The sequence below is a fragment of the Bordetella ansorpii genome, from assembly GCF_900078705.1.
Taxonomy (GTDB): domain Bacteria; phylum Pseudomonadota; class Gammaproteobacteria; order Burkholderiales; family Burkholderiaceae_B; genus Bordetella; species Bordetella ansorpii_A.
Genome location: NZ_FKIF01000010.1, coordinates 245,655 through 260,386, shown reverse-complemented (window position 1 = coordinate 260,386; position 14,732 = coordinate 245,655). Strand labels below are relative to the sequence as shown.

Genomic DNA, 14,732 nt, shown 5'->3' with positions numbered 1-14,732 from the left:
CTCGGGCCGGCGATGCCGCGCGGCTACGCGGCCACGGGCCGCGCCTCTGCGGACACCTGCGTTGTTCGGACCTGCAGCCGACGTTCCAGCATGCGCAGCACGTCGCCCTCTTCGTGCCGCACGAAGAAATGCCCGCCATCGAACCAATCGAGCGTGCAGGCGTCGGCCGCCTCCCGCCACGGCAGCAGGTTGTCGAGCCCGATGTCGTCCGCCCGGCCCGCGAATACATGGATGGGCAATGGCAGCGGGGCTTGCGGGCGGGCGCGGAAACTGCGGCATACCTGGTAATCCGCGCGCAGGATGTCCAGCGTCATGCGCAGCATGTCGGCATGGGCGTAGACCTCGTCGGGTGTTCCGCCCTGCTTGCGCATGTCCTCGATCAGGCTGTCGTCGCTATCGAGACCGGCGAAGCGCGACGGATCGCGGCGCGACGGCGCGGGGCTGCCCGACGCCACCAGCGCGCGCGGCAGCGCACGGCCCTCGGCCCTGAGGCGCACGGCGATCCCATAGGCCAGCAAGGCGCCCATGCTGTGCCCGAACAGGACGTAATCGCCCTGCAACGACGCGGACAGTTCGGTGCACAGCGCTTCGACCAGCGCGTCGAAGTCCGTGGCGATGTCCTCGGCCAGGCGCGAACCGCGGCCCGGCAACTCGGCCGGCACGACGTCCAGCCAGGCCGGCAACAGGCGCCGCCAGCGCAGATACATGGTCGCGCTGGCGCCCGCGCAAGGCAGGCACACCAGCCGGGTCGGGGCCATCGCGCTCAGGCCCCGTCCCTGGCCACCTCGCCCTGCGGGGTGGCCGCCTGGCTGGACATCCATTCGCGCAACGAGCGCGGGCGCATGTCGGTCCAGGTCCGCTCGACGTAATCGAGCACGGTCTTCTTGTCGCCGCGCACGTCCTGCACGGCGGTCCAGCCCTCAGGGACGGCTTTCCAATGCGGCCAGATCGAGTATTGGTCTTCGTGGTTGACCAGGACGATGAACGTTTCGTCTTCGCGGTCGAAGCAACTCGTAGACATGCGGCACCCTCGGTTCTATTGCGGTGGGACCCGAGCGCGGCAAGCGCGCTGCGGCTTCTCCGGATATGACGAAAGAGGGCGAAATTTGTTTAGTGAAATATCGGAAGCGGGGCCCGGGCAGGCCGCGTGGCGCGGCGGGGCCCCCGCAAGGCGCCGTTGGACGCCTCAAAGGCCGGATGTCGGAGGGAAGCCCCCACCGCGCCCGCTCAGGCGTCGGTGGGGCCCTTACAGTCCGAGGGAGGATCGAGGTCGTTGACGGGAGGAACGAGGCCCGCGATCAGCCAGAGCCGGGCGGCCCGGTCGTAGGCACGGCGGTGTTCGGGATCCTGGCGCAGCCAGGCTATCAGTTCCTGCTGAGCCGCGGCATCGAAGGCGCTTTCATCGTGCTGCCGTTGGACCCAGGCCAGCGCGGCTTCCCAGACCCCGGGATTCGGGGAGGATGAAGTCGGGTTCATGGACTCACTGTTGCTATGCCGCGTGCACCCCGCGCGGCGGCCGGTTGTATTCGTAGGTGCGGCCTCGGCATCCTGGCGACGCGGCGCGCGCCCGTTCAATCAACCACGGCCCTGCCTGTAGAGATCATAGCAGGGGGCCAACGCCTGAACGGCGTCTTTCAACAGGAAATTGACCATGGTGGCGGAAATCCCCAGTTTCTCGCCGATGCCGCGCTGCGTAAGGCCCTGCACGCGGTGCAGTTCGAACGCGAGGCGGGTGCGCGGCGGCAGCGTGGCCAGGACGTCGCTGACGACTTCCAGCAGCCGGCGCTCGTCCACCCCGTCGTCCGGCTCGAAACCGCCCGCGACGTCAGGCAGCTCGCCGTCGTCGGACTGCGTGCAGTAAGCGACCTCGACGCTCTTGCGGCGGCGGTAATCCAGCGCCATGTTGCGCACGACCTGGCAGCAGTAGGCGTACGGCTTCTCGACGTCACGCGCGCATGCGCCGTCGACCAGCTTCAGGTAGGCATCCTGAAGCACGTCGTCCGCTTCGTCCGCCCCTCCCACGATCTTGCGCGCCAGGCCTCGCAGTTCCGACCGATGCGCGATGAACACCCGGCCTAACGTCAGGTTGGACGGATTCGCTGACATGAACCATACCTCCGATTTGTCCCGTCCAGACTTCGCGGACGGGACACATTGCACACGGTTAGCCTTTCAGTTCCTGCATGCAGGTTTCTTGTGATTTCTCACTGAGCATTCGCCAAACTCTCTGTGCACGAGATGCCGCGGGCTTTTTCCCAGGCGCAGGAGCCACCCGCGGCGCGCCTGAGCGTCCATGGGCGACGATGCGCATGGTTGCTCCTGTTCGGGGGAGCGGCACCTGCGGATGTCCGGTCAACCATTCGTAACCGACAATGATTCTCATCCATATTTATACTATCTTCAACTTTACGGGGATACTCATGTCGAATATGTGTCCGAAGTTCAGAGGAATGACCGGGCCGCCGCTGGCGGTCCTGGTGATGATGGGCGCCTCGTCCATCGCCTGTGCGAAGACGCCCGCGGACGTGTCCCGTGGTGACCTGCTGCGGACGCACCCTGTCGTCCAGTACCCACGCGGGGCCATCGACCAGGCCAATCGTGGCGCGCCGCCGGGCGGTCCCGCGTCCTGCGATGTCGAGGTCATCGACGCCGCTTACCGCAGCATCGGCGTGCGGGGCGAACCAGCGATCCTGTCGGCCGCCCTTTACATGCCGCGCAACTGCCGGCCGCTGGAACGCGGGGCCGGCGTCCCCTCGCGCACGCCCCTGCTGGCCAGCGCCCCCGGCACGCAAAGCAAGCGCAGCGTGCGCGCCAGCCAGGCCGCCGCGTCGGACCCCGTGCTGTCGACATTCGCCGCGCACGGCTACGCCGTGGTCGTGCCCGATTACCTGGGCCTGGGTGGATCCACCTATCCCTATCATCCCTACCTGCACGCCGACTCGGAGGCGAGCGCCGTCGTGGACGCCATCCTGGCAGCGCAGGAGTACCTGCGGGACGACCGCCGCAACTGGTCCGGCATCACGCTGCTGATGGGCTATTCCCAAGGCGGCCACGCGGCCATGGCCGCGCAGCGCGAGATCGAGCGTCGCTATCTCGACCGCATTCCCCTGGCCGCCTCGGCCCCGATGGCCGGACCCTACGCCCTGCAACAGACCTTCCTGCAGGCATGGGCCGGACGCACCAACGGCCAGCCAAATGTGCTGGCGCCGCAACTGCTGGCCTATACGGTCGTCAGCTACGAACACGTCTACGGCGACATCTACCATACGCCCGCGGACGTGTTCAGGATGCCCTATGCGCAGCAGATCGAGTCCTGGTATCCCGGCGCCAGCACGCTGGGCGGCCTGCGGAGCAAGTTCCCGGCCGACGGCAACATGGACACGCTGCGCCAGCCGGCCTTCGCCGCGGACTTCCAGGACAATCCGGGCAATACGCTGCGCCGCCGCCTGGCCGCCAACGATCTGCTGAACTGGACGCCGAGGATTCCCACGGCCCTGTGCGGCAGCAGCAAGGATGCGATCGTCGACTACGCCAACAGCCGCGCCGCGTACGCCGTGTTCAAGCAACATGGCGCCCCGGTGCAATTGCTGGACGTGGCGGACGAGGTTCCTGGCGAGGCTCCAGGCGCCGCGCATCACACGACCTACGGCGCGCCGCTGTGCTATGCCCGGGTCAAGGCCCAGGTGTTCGACCCGTTGCTGGACGCCGCCGCCAGACGCATCGCACGGCGGAAGCGGCATCTCTGATGCCGGATCCGGGAGCATCACGAAACGCCTGCCGGGCAATGGTCCCGGCGCAAGCCCACCGTTACCGGCACGGCTGCCGGCCTGCCGCCTGCGTGGGCCCGCCAAAGGCGAGGCGCCCCCTGGCAAAAAGCGAAGGCTCCTGTATTATTCAGCTTTCCGTAAGAAAAAGGATGGCCCCGCAGCCAGGCGCAAGCCGGCGTCGCAGGCACCGTCCTTGCCTATGACCAGCGAACCTCCCAGTAGCACCGCGCCCCGGCTGCTCCAGCCGTGGCGCATCGTCCCGCAAGACCGCCGCCGCGCCGTCTTCGCCGTCAGACCGAACGTCATCCCCGACGCTTCCGTCCTGTTCATCGCCATGCGTGACCCGCCTTCGCGGCGCCTTGCGCATCGAGCCCTGCGCGCATCCGCGCGCAGCCTCCTCCCTGTTTCCGGCTGGCCCGCCGCCGCGACCGGTTCGCGCCGCGCCGCCCGCACCCGCTCCTATTGGATCCACAAATGATTTTCGACTGGATGTCCGATCCGACCGCCTGGCTGGGCCTGGCGACGCTGATCGTTCTCGAGATCGTGCTGGGCATCGACAACCTGGTGTTCATCGCGATCCTGGCCGACAAGCTGCCGCCCGAGCAGCGCAACCGCGCCCGCATCATCGGCCTGTCGCTGGCCATGATCATGCGCCTGGGCCTCTTGGCCAGCATCGCGTGGGTCGTCACGCTGACCGCGCCGCTGTTCACCGTGTTCGGCGCCGAGATTTCGGGCCGCGACCTGATCCTCATCTTCGGCGGCGTGTTCCTGTTGTTCAAGGGCACGATGGAGCTGCACGAACGCGTGGAAGGCGGCACGCATCAGACCAACCAGAAGGTGCAGCACGCGGTGTTCTGGCAGGTCATCCTGCAGATCATCGTGCTGGACGCCGTGTTCTCGCTGGACTCGGTCATCACCGCCGTGGGCATGGTGCAGGACCTGAGCATCATGATGATCGCCGTGGTGGTCGCCATGGGCGTGATGATGCTGGCCAGCCGCCCGCTGATGGCCTTCGTCGGCCGCCACCCCACGGTGGTCATCCTGTGCCTGGGCCTGCTGCTGATGATCGGTTTCAGCCTGGTGGCCGAGGGCCTGGGCTTTCACGTGCCCAAGGGCTATCTGTACGCCGCGATCGGCTTCTCGATCCTGATCGAACTGTGCAACCAGTTGGCGCGCCGTAACCGCAGCCGCCGCAGCCAGGGCCTGACCGGCCGCCAGCGCACCGCGCGGGCCGTGCTGCGTCTGTTGCGCGCCAGCAAGCACGATCCCTCGCAGGCGCATGCCCAGAATCCCGCCGAGGACGTGGCGGCGCTGGTGGACGGCGTGGGCGACGGCTCCGGCTTCGCGCCCGAGGAAAGCAGCCTGATCGAACGCACCCTGTCGCTGGGCGCGCGCGACGTGCGCTCGATCATGGTGCCGCGCGGCGACATGGTCTGGCTGGACGTGAAGGACGATACCGGCACGGTGGTGCGGAAATTCGCCTCGGGCCATGCCCGCCTGCCGCTGTGCGAGGGCGACGCGTCGAACGTCATCGGCGTGCTGCACTTCAAGGACGTGATGCCGAGACTGCAGGTGCCCGGTGCCATCGACCTGATCGAACTGGCCCGCGAACCGCACTACATCATCGAAAGCGTGCCGGTGCTGAAAGTGCTGGAAGCGCTGCGCCAGTCGCGCGACCACATGCTGATCGTGGTCGACGAGCACGGCAGTTGCGAAGGCCTGGTCACGCCGCTGGACGTGCTGACGGCCGTGGGCGGCGACCTGCCCGAGCACCCCGGCGAAGCGCCGCCAGCCACGCTGCTGTCCGAAGACGTCTGGCTGCTGGACGCCGACATGCCGGTGGAAGAAGCCCGCATGCTGCTGCAGGACGACGGCCTGCAGAGCCCGGTGCAGGATGCCACGCTGGCCGGCGCCCTGCTGCGGGTGTGCGGCCGCCTGCCCGAGGTCGGCGAATCGATCGAATGGGGCGAATGGCGCTTCGAGATCACGCAGCGCGACGGACTGCGCATCGGGCAGGTGCGCGCCGAAAGGCGCATGGCGCCCAACGGGCATGCGGCGGCCCAGCGGCATTAAGCAACAGGCGGTTGCGGAAATCCCAACCGCCTTTTTCCCTGCCGGGCCCGCGCGGGGCCGGCCCCTGCAGCCACGCCGCCAGGCAGCCTCCCGTCGACGTCACGCCCACACTGGCCAGCGCGAACAGCGCCAGCCCGATACCGAATCCGCTCATGATCGATGATTTCCTGTGACGGCGGCGCGCATGGAAGTCGGCGCCGTTCAGGGAATCGACGGATCACCGCCTCGCGGGTTCCCAGGCGCGAGCCCAATGCCCCCTCTCGCGGTCATGGATGGCGCACGACGTCGAATCCCTCGCTGTCCTGCGGGGCGGCGAAATGGCTGGAGATCAGGTCGAACTGCTCGTCCGAGGTGTTGAACGGATGTTCCCCCCGGGCATTGCGGTCGCGCAGGCGGCCCTTGCACACGGCGTCGGGCACGTCCAGAAAATGCAGCCGGTGCGGCACGCCGGCGCGATCGATGAGGCCGCGCGCCCATGCGCGCTGGGCCACGGTGTTGGCGGGAAAGTCCAGCACCACCGACAGGCCCGCCGCCGTAAGCGCCCGGCGAACACATATTGAGCGCGTGCGTTGTCCTCGATAGTGTCCACCATTTTTAGGTGGACACCATGTCGAAGACAGAATTAGCACCGGTGCCTAAGCGCCGGTCTTATCCGAAGGCGCTGAAGGCGCAGATCGTGGCCGAGTGCAGGCAGCCGGGGATATCCATCGCCGGGGTAGCGCTGTCGCACGGCGTGAACGCGAACCTGGTGCATAAATGGATCCGCCAGGCCGAGCGGCAGATCGGTTTGGTGTCAACGTTCGTGCCGGTTGCGTTGCCCGCGGTGTCTTCGGCGGGTCGTCATATCGAGATCCGCTTGTCGCGCGGCCCCGTGCAAGCGACGGTGCAATGGCCCGTGAGCGAGGCGGGTGGCTGACGGCGCCGACGGCCTCCAGCGCTTCCGTGCTCAGGACGATGTCGGCTGCCTTCAGATTGTCTTCGAGTTGGTCCATCCGCTTTGCCCCCGCCAGCACGCTGGTCACCACTTTCTGATGTAACAGCCATGCCAGCGAAATCTGGGCGACCGACGCGTTGTAGGACTCGGCAATGGGCCGCAACGCATCGATGACATCGAATCCGCGCTCGTAGTCGATGTGCGGCCGTGCGTTCAGGTCCCTGCTGCCTTCCGGAACCGACTCGCCGCGCGCCTGCTTGCCGCTCAGGAAGCCCCCCGCCAAGGGACTCCATACCAGCAACCCGACACCCTCACAGTCGAGGAGCGGCGCGATCTCTCGTTCCAGATCGCGTCCCACGACCGAGTAATAGGCTTGCAACGAAGACGGCCGCGTCAGATTCAGCCGGTCGGCGATTCCCAAGGCGCGGGCGAGATGCCAGGCCGCGAAATTTGAAACGCCGACATAGCGGACGTGGCCCTGCCTGACCAGGTCGTCCAACGCGCGCAGCGTCTCTTCGATCGGCGTGGCGGGGTCGAAGCCATGGACCTGATACAGGTCGATGTGATCGACCCCAAGGCGCCGCAGGCTTCCCTTGGCGGCGTCCAGGATATGTGCCCGCGATGCGCCGGCGCCGTTCGGTCCGGACGTCATGGGACCAAAGACCTTGGTCGCGATCAGGTAGTTTTCCCTGGCCTCGCCGAGATTCCTCAAGGCCTCGCCCAGCAAACGCTCGGACTCACCCAAGGCATAGAAATCGGCGGTGTCGTACAGGTTGATGCCAGCATCGAAAGCGCGGCGCACCATGGCGTTCGCCTCGCCCTGTCCCAGGCCTCCCAGGCTTTCGTAGCCGGCATTGTTGCCGAAAGTCATCGCGCCGAAAGCCAGCTCGGACACGAAAAGACCGGTATTTCCCAAGCGGTGGTATTTCATCCTTGCTCCATGGATGGATCGCATCACCGCAAGCTTAGGTGCCGCCACGCAGCGCCCGTTAGCCCGATAATGCCCGCCGGCTGCCCAATCCTCTCTTCAGGAAAGCGACGTTTCATCGCGAGAAAAAATCTGGCAAGCTGGCGGCCCTGGGAAAAAGCTGCCATGCCACACGTCGACTCATCCGACACCGCCGAACGCCTGCGCGACGAAATCGAAGCGATCATCGAGCGATTCGCCGCCGCCAATGACAGCCATCGCACACCCTTGCCGGGGCTGAGCGTCGCGCGCATTACCGCTCCGGTGGCTCCGACCGCCCAGCTCGATGCCCCGTGCCTGTGCGTTTGCATACGAGGCAGCCGGCGCATTTCGACTGCGGAAACGGTCATCCTGCATGAGGAAAACCATTTCATCCTGACTGCGATCGAGCTGCCGAGCGTGATCGCCATACCGGACGCCAGCCCAGCCTGTCCCTACACCGCCCTGCGGGTGGACCTCGATCTGGAACTGGCGCGCCAGGTCATGGCCGAAATCGATGTCGATGGCCGGGGCAGCCTACCGCATAACACGCGTCGTAATGTCATCGCGCTCGATGCGGAGATGCTGGACAGCCTAGCGCGTCTCGTACGCCTGTTGGAACGGCCGACCGATATTCCTTTCATGTCCAGGCTGCTGCATCGGGAGATCGTCTATCGCCTACTGATCGGCGCCGGCGGCGCACCGCTACGCTATATCGTCCAGTTGGGCTCGCTGGGCCACCGCGTCGCCAAGGCCATCGACTGGTTACGCGCCAACTTCCGCGAACGGCTACGCATCGACCAATTGGCGGCGAAAGCCGACATGGGCGTATCGACATTGCATCGGCATTTCCACGACCTTACGGGCCTGAGCCCGCTGCAGTACCAGAAACAACTGCGCCTGCACGAAGCCCGTCGAATGATGCTGGAAAGCGAATTCGACGTGGGACGGGTCGCCTTGGAGGTCGGCTACGAAAGCGCCACACAGTTCATCCGGGAGTACCGACGCTTGTTTGGCGCACCACCCGCGCGCGACGTACGGTCGATCAGGGAAAGCAGCCAACAGCGCCGACGCCTCTGGCTGGCGTCGACGCCCCACGGAAGATCCAGCCTCTGACGGGGTTATTCGAAATCGGTCGACATCGACAGTTGCCGCCAGACCTCGGCTTCGGCCAGCTGTGAACGGGCGCGATTCTCGACGACTTCGTAGGCATCGGAACCCGCTGCAAAACGCAAGGGTGGATTCGGCGAGGCCACCAGGGCCACGACCGCGGCGCCCAATTTCCGAGGCTCGCCCAATTGCCGGTGACTGACCGCATCCAGCCCGCGGCGCTTGTCCTCGCTGTACTGGATGTAGTCGTCGACATCAACGTCGCCATAGCGCACCGAGCTTGCATCCAGAAAATCCGTCCGGAATTGGCCCGGCTCGACCAACGTCGTCATAATGCCGAATTGCTTCAGCTCCTGGGCCAGGGCCTCGGACCAGCCTTCGACGGCAAACTTCGACGCACAGTACATCGAAGATCCGCCAAACCCGACGAGCCCGGCGATTGACGTGATGGAGATGACGTGGCCGGCGCGCTGCGCTCGCATCACGGGCAGCACCGCCCGGGTCACCGCGAATGTGCCGAACACATTAGTCGAAAACTGGCGCGATATGGCTTTTTCCGATAGTTGCTCGAATGCGCCCAGCTGGCCATACCCGGCATTGTTCACGAGCACGTCGATACGCCCGAAGTGTCGCACCGCTGTGGCCACGGCCGCCTCGATTGATTGAGCGTCGGTCACGTCCAGGGGTATCGCCAGCGCCCGGTCCTCGTCGGCAAAGTGCGCACGCAGTGCGTCGGGGTTACGGCTGGTCAGGACAACCCGGTCGCCACCAGCCAGTGCGGCCTTGCCCATCTCCAGCCCCAACCCGCGATTGGCACCGGTAATGAACCATGTCTTCATGCCAAAATCCAATAAGAATCGAACACTTGGCAGCTTACCGATGGCGGGGCACCGCGCGTTAGCCCATTGCTTCCGGCCTGTTGCCTGATACTCTTGAGAGCCCGCTCGGCGAAAGGGATTGGCCATGGAAACTGTGACGACCGAGGAAGATAGCCGGCTACTGCTCGAAACGGCGCCGATACGCGAGCAGTTGGCGCGCGACGTGGTGGACCTTATCAGTCCACATCCGCCGGACACGCAGTTGCTCCCCGGCGTGCACATGTATTACCGCGATACACCAATGCCGCCCACGGGCTACTTCTACGAGCCCAGCCTAGCGGTCATACTGAAGGGCAGGAAACGCGTCCAGCTGGGCGAATCCGTCTATCGCTACGACGCCTCGCGGTTCCTCCTGACGTCCATGCATCTTCCCACCACGACGGAAGTGCTCGGCGCGAGCAAACAGGATCCATACGTTTCGGTTCTCATCAAGCTGGACCTGGGCATCGCCCGCGAAGTGCTGGCTGAAATCGAACTGCACGGCGTGGGTGATATCTCGCCGGATTCCGCCATGGCCACCGGCCCGGCGACACCCGAGATCTTCGATGTCATACACCGGACGCTGGACCTGTGCACCTACCCAGGCAACCCTGCTTACCTATGGAAGATCCTGCAGCGCGAAATGATCTACAGGCTGCTGGTCGGGCCGATGGGCGCGCGGTTCAGGCAGACGGTCCTGCTCGGTAGCCAGAGCAACAAGGTCGCCAAGGCCATCAACTGGTTGAAGGACAACTACGCCCAGGCCTTCAAGGTTGAGGAGCTCGCCGCGTTGGCCGGCATGGGCGTTTCCACCTTCCATCACCACTTCCGCGCCATCACGTCCATGAGCCCGCTGCAGTACCAGAAGCAACTTCGGCTGCACGAGGCGCGGCGGTTGCTGTTGATGGAACAAGCCGACGCCAGTACCGTCGCCTTCCGCGTAGGCTACGAAAGCAGCACGCAGTTCAACCGGGAATACAGGCGGCAGTTCGGCCAGCCGCCGATACGCGACGTTCGGGCCCTGATGGCGGTCTCGTAGCGCGGCGGCCCGCGAGAGAATTGGGCAATCATCGCAGAGGATCGGGCTCATGACTCTCGCGGGCCGGAACGTATAGTCGGCGGGTGACCTGGAATACCCGCACCCAGGCTCGACTATGTGGGCTCGCGCATGACTCAATCAAAAACCATCACTTTGCGGATCAATGACAGCGACAGGACGCTGCCCCTGGATCCCCGGACAACGCTACTCGACGCACTCCGCGAACATGCCGGGCTGACCGGCAGCAAGAAAGGATGCGACCACGGTCAATGCGGCGCCTGTACCGTCCATGTGGACGGACAACGAGTGCTGAGCTGCCTGACCCTGGCCGCGCAAGCCGAGGGGCTCCCGATCACAACTATCGAGGGACTGGGCGACGCCCCGAACGTCCTGCACGCGATGCAGGCCGCCTTCGTGAAGCAAGACGCCTTTCAATGCGGCTACTGCACGCCTGGCCAGATCATGTCGGCAGTGGCCTGCATCCGGGAAGGCCATGCCGGCAGCGCGGACGAGATCCGCGAGTACATGAGCGGCAATATCTGCCGCTGCGGCGCCTATCCCAATATCGTCGCGGCCATCGAGGACGCGGCCCGCACCCTCGGATGGGAGGCCGCGCATGCAAAGCTTTGACTACACCCGCGCGCCCGACGTCGCCGGCGCGGCGGCGCTCAATGAGGGCGGTGCCCGCGTGCTCGCGGGCGGCACCACCCTGGTGGACCTGATGAAGCTCAACGTCGAGCGGCCCGCCAGGCTGGTCGACATCACCCGGATCACGGGGCTCGACCATATCGAGGTGGGCAACGATTGGATCCGCATCGGGAGTCTGGCACGCATGAGCGCGGTGGCCGACCACCCCCAGATCAAATCCACCGCACCCGTCGTGGCGGAAAGCCTCGCCCGCGCGGCCTCCGCACAGATCCGAAACATGGCGTCGATGGGAGGCAACCTGCTGCAGCGTACGCGCTGCCCGTACTTTCGCGACGTTGCGGCAGCCGCGCCATGCAATAAGCGGGTCCCAGGATCGGGCTGCGCCGCGCAGGATGGCATCAACCGCAATCATGCGGTGCTGGGCGGCAGCAAGGCCTGTATCGCGGTCTACCCTGGTGACTTCGCGACGGCGCTCGCTGCCTTCGACGGCAGGATCCGCATACAGGGCGACCGGGAACGGGTTGTCGTTGCCAACGAATTTTTCAGGACGCCGGGCGAGACGCCCAACATCGAGAACAGCCTGCAGCACGGGGAAATCATCACGGCCATCGAGATTCCCGTTACAGCCGCGCTCCGAAATTCCCACTATCTGAAGGTGCGGGACCGCGCCTCCTACGAGTTCGCGGCCGCCAGCGCGGCGGTCGGGGTGGAGCTGGAAAGCGATGGCGAAACCATCAAAGACGTGCGCGTCGCGCTGGGTGGTGTCGCGACCAAGCCCTGGCGCGCACGTGCCGTGGAAGCCGAGCTGGCAGGCAAGCCTTTCACCGAAAGCGTCATCAGGACCGCAGCGAGCCGGGCCACGAAAGGCGCAGTCGCCAGGCAACACAATATGTACAAAATCACGCTAATCCCCCGGGTCGTCACGCGCGCGCTGCTGGAAGCCAGGAGGGTCGCATGAACCACGGTTTGGATGTCCTGATCAATCGTAGGGAGCTTCTCCAGCTTATGGCCGCGGGCGCCACTTCCGGCGCGCTGCCGGCGGTCGCGCTCGCGGCCTCGGGCCCCGCGACGGCCGACGCGCCCGCCGGCGCGCCAGCCGGCAGCGATGCCCTCGGCGCTGACACCCCACGGATCGACGGCACGCTGAAGGTCACCGGGCGAGCGCCCTATGCCATCGAACATCAGGTGGAAAACCTGGTCCATGGCGTCCTGGTGCAGTCCACCATCGCGAGCGGCCGCGTGGCCCGCATGGAGGCCAGCAAGGCGCGCGCGGCGCCAGGCGTTCTTGCTGTCTATACGCCCGGTAACGCGCCGCGCATCCTCCCGGCCTCCGTCTACACCAAAGGCGGCGCCGCCACCGAAGCGTTTCTACCGCTGCAGGACGACCGGGTGCTATGGAACGGGCAGCACATCGCATTCGTGGTCGCGGAAACGCTTGAGCAGGCCATGGAAGCCGCCCATCTCATCGAAGTGGAATACGAAACGTCCACCGCCGTGCTGGACGCGGGGGACGCGCAGGCCCCCGTGGTGCCCGTCGACGCCCTGGACGTGAGCTGGGGCGACGCCCAGGCGGCAATGCAGCAGGCCGACGTCAAGGTGCACGGCGTGTACACCACGCCTCGCGAATACAACCTACCCATCGAACTGCATGCCTGCATCGCCGCATGGCAGGGAGACGAACTGACGGTGTGGGAGCCAAGTCAATGGGTGGGCGGCGCAGGAGCCGTCATCGCGGAATGGATGGGCATCCCTGTGGAGAAGGTCCATATCGTTTCGCCCTTCATCGGCGGCGGCTTCGGCAGCAAGGTATCGCCCCACCCCCATGTCGCGATCACCTGCGCGGCGGCGCGCGCGCTGGGCCGCCCGGTGAAGACCTCCCTGACGCGACAGCAGACGTTCACGGGCTATGGCGGACGTCCCAGGACGCACCAGGAACTGACGCTGGGCGCCAGGCGCGACGGCACGCTGGTCGCGATCCATCACCGCAGCTGGAACGAAACGGCCATGGAGGACATCCACCAGGAGCCTTGTAACGCCGTGACGCCGCTTATGTATGCGGTGCCGAATTTCTCGTCGCGCCACAGCCTGCGGCGCGCGCACACCGTCAATCCCGGGTGGTTGCGAGCGCCGGGTGAAACCCCCAGCGCCTATGCGTTGGAGACGGCGATGGACGAGTTGTCCTACGAACTCGGGATCGACCCGCTCGAACTGCGTTTGAAGAACTATGCGGAGGCCGACCCGGAAGCCAAGGTGCCGTGGACCACGCGCCAATTGAAGGAAGCCTACGCCGCCGGCGCGCAGGCGTTCGGCTGGGCGCGCCGCCCCCCGCAGCCGCGCTCCATGCGGGAAGGACGCGAACTGATCGGCTGGGGCATGGCCACCGGTACCTATCCCGTCCGCCGCACGCCTGGCCAGGCCAGGATCACGCTATGCCAGGACGGCAGGATCGAAGTCCGCAGCGCCGGCGTGGACCTCGGCACCGGCACTTATACGATTCTTTCCCAGACAGTCGCCGACGCCTTGAATGTGCCCACCGGTCAGATCGACGTCATCCTGGGAGATACCTCGCTGCCGCTCGCACCGCTGGCCGGCGGTTCGCAATTGGCCAATGTGCTGGTCGGCGCCGTCCACAAGGGCGCGCTGGCCCTGCGCGCGGAACTGCTGCGCATCGCCGCGACCGACGCCCGTTCGCCCCTGCGACACGCACGTGCGGCGGAACTCGTACTGGCGGACGGCAAGGTGCTCTCGAGCCGCACGCCGGAGATGGCTATGGCTTTCGGGGCGCTGCTTCGCGCCACCCGTCGGGACAAGGTGGACATCGACGCCGATACCTTCTCCGAAGGCGCGGGCCCGGAGGAGCGCTACCAGGCCAACCGGACGTTCAAGAAGATGGTGTCACCAACCGCGGGAGGCGTGTCCGCGCACGCCTGGAGCGCCCAGTTCGTCGAAGTGCGCGTCGACGAGGATTTCGGTACTGTGCGCGTGCGCCGCATGGTGGGCGCCTTCGACAGCGGCCGGGTATTCAATCCGCGATTGGCGCGCAGCCAATGGATGGGCGGAATGATCATGGGGCTAGGCCAGGCCTTGCTGGAAGACGGTGTATTCGACCCGAGGACGGGCCGCGTGGTCAGCGCCAGCCTGGCGGACTACCTGGTCGCCGTCAACGCCGACGTGCCCGCCATCACCACGATTTCGGTGGGCGTACCGGACTTGAAGGCCACCGCGCTGGGCGGGAAGGCAGTGGGCGAACTGGGGATCGTCGGCGTCGCCGCGGCCATCAGCAACGCCGTCTACCATGCCACCGGCAAACGGGTGCGGGACCTGCCGATCACGATGGAGAAGCTGGTCTGATCCGCCC

At 66.1% G+C, this 14,732-nt stretch carries 13 protein-coding genes and 2 pseudogenes; 8 read left to right on the top strand and 7 right to left on the bottom strand.

Annotated features, from left to right (window positions below; all coding sequences use genetic code 11):
- Positions 1-23: 23 nt before the first annotated feature.
- From A6745_RS25665 to A6745_RS25650, 4 genes are all read right to left on the bottom strand, one after another.
- Complete coding sequence (locus tag A6745_RS25665; protein ID WP_066133817.1) at positions 24-758, bottom strand: thioesterase II family protein; 735 nt, start codon at positions 756-758, stop codon at positions 24-26.
- 5 nt (positions 759-763) lie between these two features.
- Positions 764-1,021: an MbtH family protein gene (locus A6745_RS25660; protein ID WP_066133814.1), complete on the bottom strand. Its 258-nt coding sequence runs from the start codon at positions 1,019-1,021 to the stop codon at positions 764-766.
- A gap of 206 nt (positions 1,022-1,227) precedes the next feature.
- Positions 1,228-1,476 (bottom strand): FecR/PupR family sigma factor regulator, encoded by a 249-nt coding sequence (locus A6745_RS25655; protein WP_066133811.1) that lies wholly within the window; start codon positions 1,474-1,476, stop codon positions 1,228-1,230.
- A gap of 99 nt (positions 1,477-1,575) precedes the next feature.
- The gene (locus tag A6745_RS25650) at positions 1,576-2,106 is read right to left on the bottom strand and encodes a sigma-70 family RNA polymerase sigma factor (protein ID WP_066133808.1); all 531 of its coding nucleotides are present in this window, start codon (positions 2,104-2,106) and stop codon (positions 1,576-1,578) included.
- A gap of 344 nt (positions 2,107-2,450) precedes the next feature.
- Here A6745_RS25650 and A6745_RS25645 point away from each other — a divergent pair, with 344 nt between their 5' ends.
- Together A6745_RS25645 and A6745_RS25635 are read left to right on the top strand one after the other, a co-directional pair.
- The gene (locus A6745_RS25645) at positions 2,451-3,746 is read left to right on the top strand and encodes an alpha/beta hydrolase family protein (protein ID WP_066133807.1); all 1,296 of its coding nucleotides are present in this window, start codon (positions 2,451-2,453) and stop codon (positions 3,744-3,746) included.
- 495 nt (positions 3,747-4,241) lie between these two features.
- The gene (locus A6745_RS25635) at positions 4,242-5,840 is read left to right on the top strand and encodes a TerC family protein (protein ID WP_066133803.1); all 1,599 of its coding nucleotides are present in this window, start codon (positions 4,242-4,244) and stop codon (positions 5,838-5,840) included.
- A gap of 266 nt (positions 5,841-6,106) precedes the next feature.
- On the opposite strand, the pseudogene A6745_RS25630 reads toward A6745_RS25635, so the two are convergent.
- Positions 6,107-6,382 (bottom strand): annotated as a pseudogene (locus A6745_RS25630) (AAA family ATPase); the annotation flags it as partial.
- Between the two features lie 65 nt (positions 6,383-6,447).
- Between A6745_RS25630 and tnpA the strand changes: the two are divergent.
- A complete protein-coding gene (tnpA, locus tag A6745_RS29150; RefSeq protein WP_197488248.1) occupies positions 6,448-6,756 on the top strand; it encodes an IS66-like element accessory protein TnpA in 309 nt (102 codons plus the stop codon).
- 16 nt (positions 6,757-6,772) lie between these two features.
- Here the strand turns inward: tnpA and A6745_RS25625 are convergent.
- A pseudogene (locus tag A6745_RS25625) lies at positions 6,773-7,705 on the bottom strand (aldo/keto reductase); the annotation flags it as partial.
- 162 nt (positions 7,706-7,867) lie between these two features.
- On the opposite strand from A6745_RS25625, the gene A6745_RS25620 reads away from it, so the two are divergent.
- A complete protein-coding gene (locus A6745_RS25620; RefSeq protein ID WP_066133796.1) occupies positions 7,868-8,836 on the top strand; it encodes an AraC family transcriptional regulator in 969 nt (322 codons plus the stop codon).
- Positions 8,837-8,841: 5 nt separating this feature from the next.
- Here the strand turns inward: A6745_RS25620 and A6745_RS25615 are convergent, their stop codons facing one another.
- Complete coding sequence (locus tag A6745_RS25615) at positions 8,842-9,669, bottom strand: oxidoreductase (RefSeq protein WP_066133794.1); 828 nt, start codon at positions 9,667-9,669, stop codon at positions 8,842-8,844.
- A gap of 124 nt (positions 9,670-9,793) precedes the next feature.
- Here A6745_RS25615 and A6745_RS25610 point away from each other — a divergent pair, with 124 nt between their 5' ends.
- From A6745_RS25610 to A6745_RS25595, 4 genes are all read left to right on the top strand, one after another.
- Positions 9,794-10,726, top strand: coding sequence for an AraC family transcriptional regulator (locus tag A6745_RS25610; RefSeq protein WP_066133791.1), 933 nt, complete (start codon positions 9,794-9,796; stop codon positions 10,724-10,726).
- 129 nt (positions 10,727-10,855) lie between these two features.
- Positions 10,856-11,356 carry a (2Fe-2S)-binding protein gene (locus A6745_RS25605; RefSeq protein ID WP_066133790.1) on the top strand — a complete coding sequence of 167 codons (501 nt, stop codon included), beginning with the start codon at positions 10,856-10,858 and terminating at the stop codon, positions 11,354-11,356.
- The gene (locus tag A6745_RS25600; RefSeq protein WP_066133787.1) at positions 11,343-12,332 is read left to right on the top strand and encodes an FAD binding domain-containing protein; all 990 of its coding nucleotides are present in this window, start codon (positions 11,343-11,345) and stop codon (positions 12,330-12,332) included. The genes A6745_RS25605 and A6745_RS25600 overlap by 14 nt, the downstream gene beginning before the upstream one ends.
- The gene (locus A6745_RS25595) at positions 12,329-14,725 is read left to right on the top strand and encodes a xanthine dehydrogenase family protein molybdopterin-binding subunit (RefSeq protein WP_066133783.1); all 2,397 of its coding nucleotides are present in this window, start codon (positions 12,329-12,331) and stop codon (positions 14,723-14,725) included. Before A6745_RS25600 ends, A6745_RS25595 begins: the two co-directional genes overlap by 4 nt.
- Positions 14,726-14,732: the final 7 nt, after the last annotated feature.

What these genes read in the sequence shown, in the direction of transcription:
- A6745_RS25660 (WP_066133814.1), bottom strand. Translation starts at nt 1,021, where the DNA reads ATGTCTACGAGTTGCTTCGACCGCGAAGACGAAACGTTCATCGTCCTG.
- A6745_RS25610 (WP_066133791.1), top strand. Translation starts at nt 9,794, where the DNA reads ATGGAAACTGTGACGACCGAGGAAGATAGCCGGCTACTGCTCGAAACG.
- A6745_RS25595 (WP_066133783.1), top strand. Translation starts at nt 12,329, where the DNA reads ATGAACCACGGTTTGGATGTCCTGATCAATCGTAGGGAGCTTCTCCAG.
- A6745_RS25650 (WP_066133808.1), bottom strand. Translation starts at nt 2,106, where the DNA reads ATGTCAGCGAATCCGTCCAACCTGACGTTAGGCCGGGTGTTCATCGCG.
- A6745_RS25635 (WP_066133803.1), top strand. Translation starts at nt 4,242, where the DNA reads ATGATTTTCGACTGGATGTCCGATCCGACCGCCTGGCTGGGCCTGGCG.
- tnpA (WP_197488248.1), top strand. Translation starts at nt 6,448, where the DNA reads ATGTCGAAGACAGAATTAGCACCGGTGCCTAAGCGCCGGTCTTATCCG.
- A6745_RS25655 (WP_066133811.1), bottom strand. Translation starts at nt 1,476, where the DNA reads ATGAACCCGACTTCATCCTCCCCGAATCCCGGGGTCTGGGAAGCCGCG.
- A6745_RS25665 (WP_066133817.1), bottom strand. Translation starts at nt 758, where the DNA reads ATGGCCCCGACCCGGCTGGTGTGCCTGCCTTGCGCGGGCGCCAGCGCG.
- A6745_RS25645 (WP_066133807.1), top strand. Translation starts at nt 2,451, where the DNA reads ATGACCGGGCCGCCGCTGGCGGTCCTGGTGATGATGGGCGCCTCGTCC.
- A6745_RS25600 (WP_066133787.1), top strand. Translation starts at nt 11,343, where the DNA reads ATGCAAAGCTTTGACTACACCCGCGCGCCCGACGTCGCCGGCGCGGCG.
- A6745_RS25620 (WP_066133796.1), top strand. Translation starts at nt 7,868, where the DNA reads ATGCCACACGTCGACTCATCCGACACCGCCGAACGCCTGCGCGACGAA.
- A6745_RS25615 (WP_066133794.1), bottom strand. Translation starts at nt 9,669, where the DNA reads ATGAAGACATGGTTCATTACCGGTGCCAATCGCGGGTTGGGGCTGGAG.
- A6745_RS25605 (WP_066133790.1), top strand. Translation starts at nt 10,856, where the DNA reads ATGACTCAATCAAAAACCATCACTTTGCGGATCAATGACAGCGACAGG.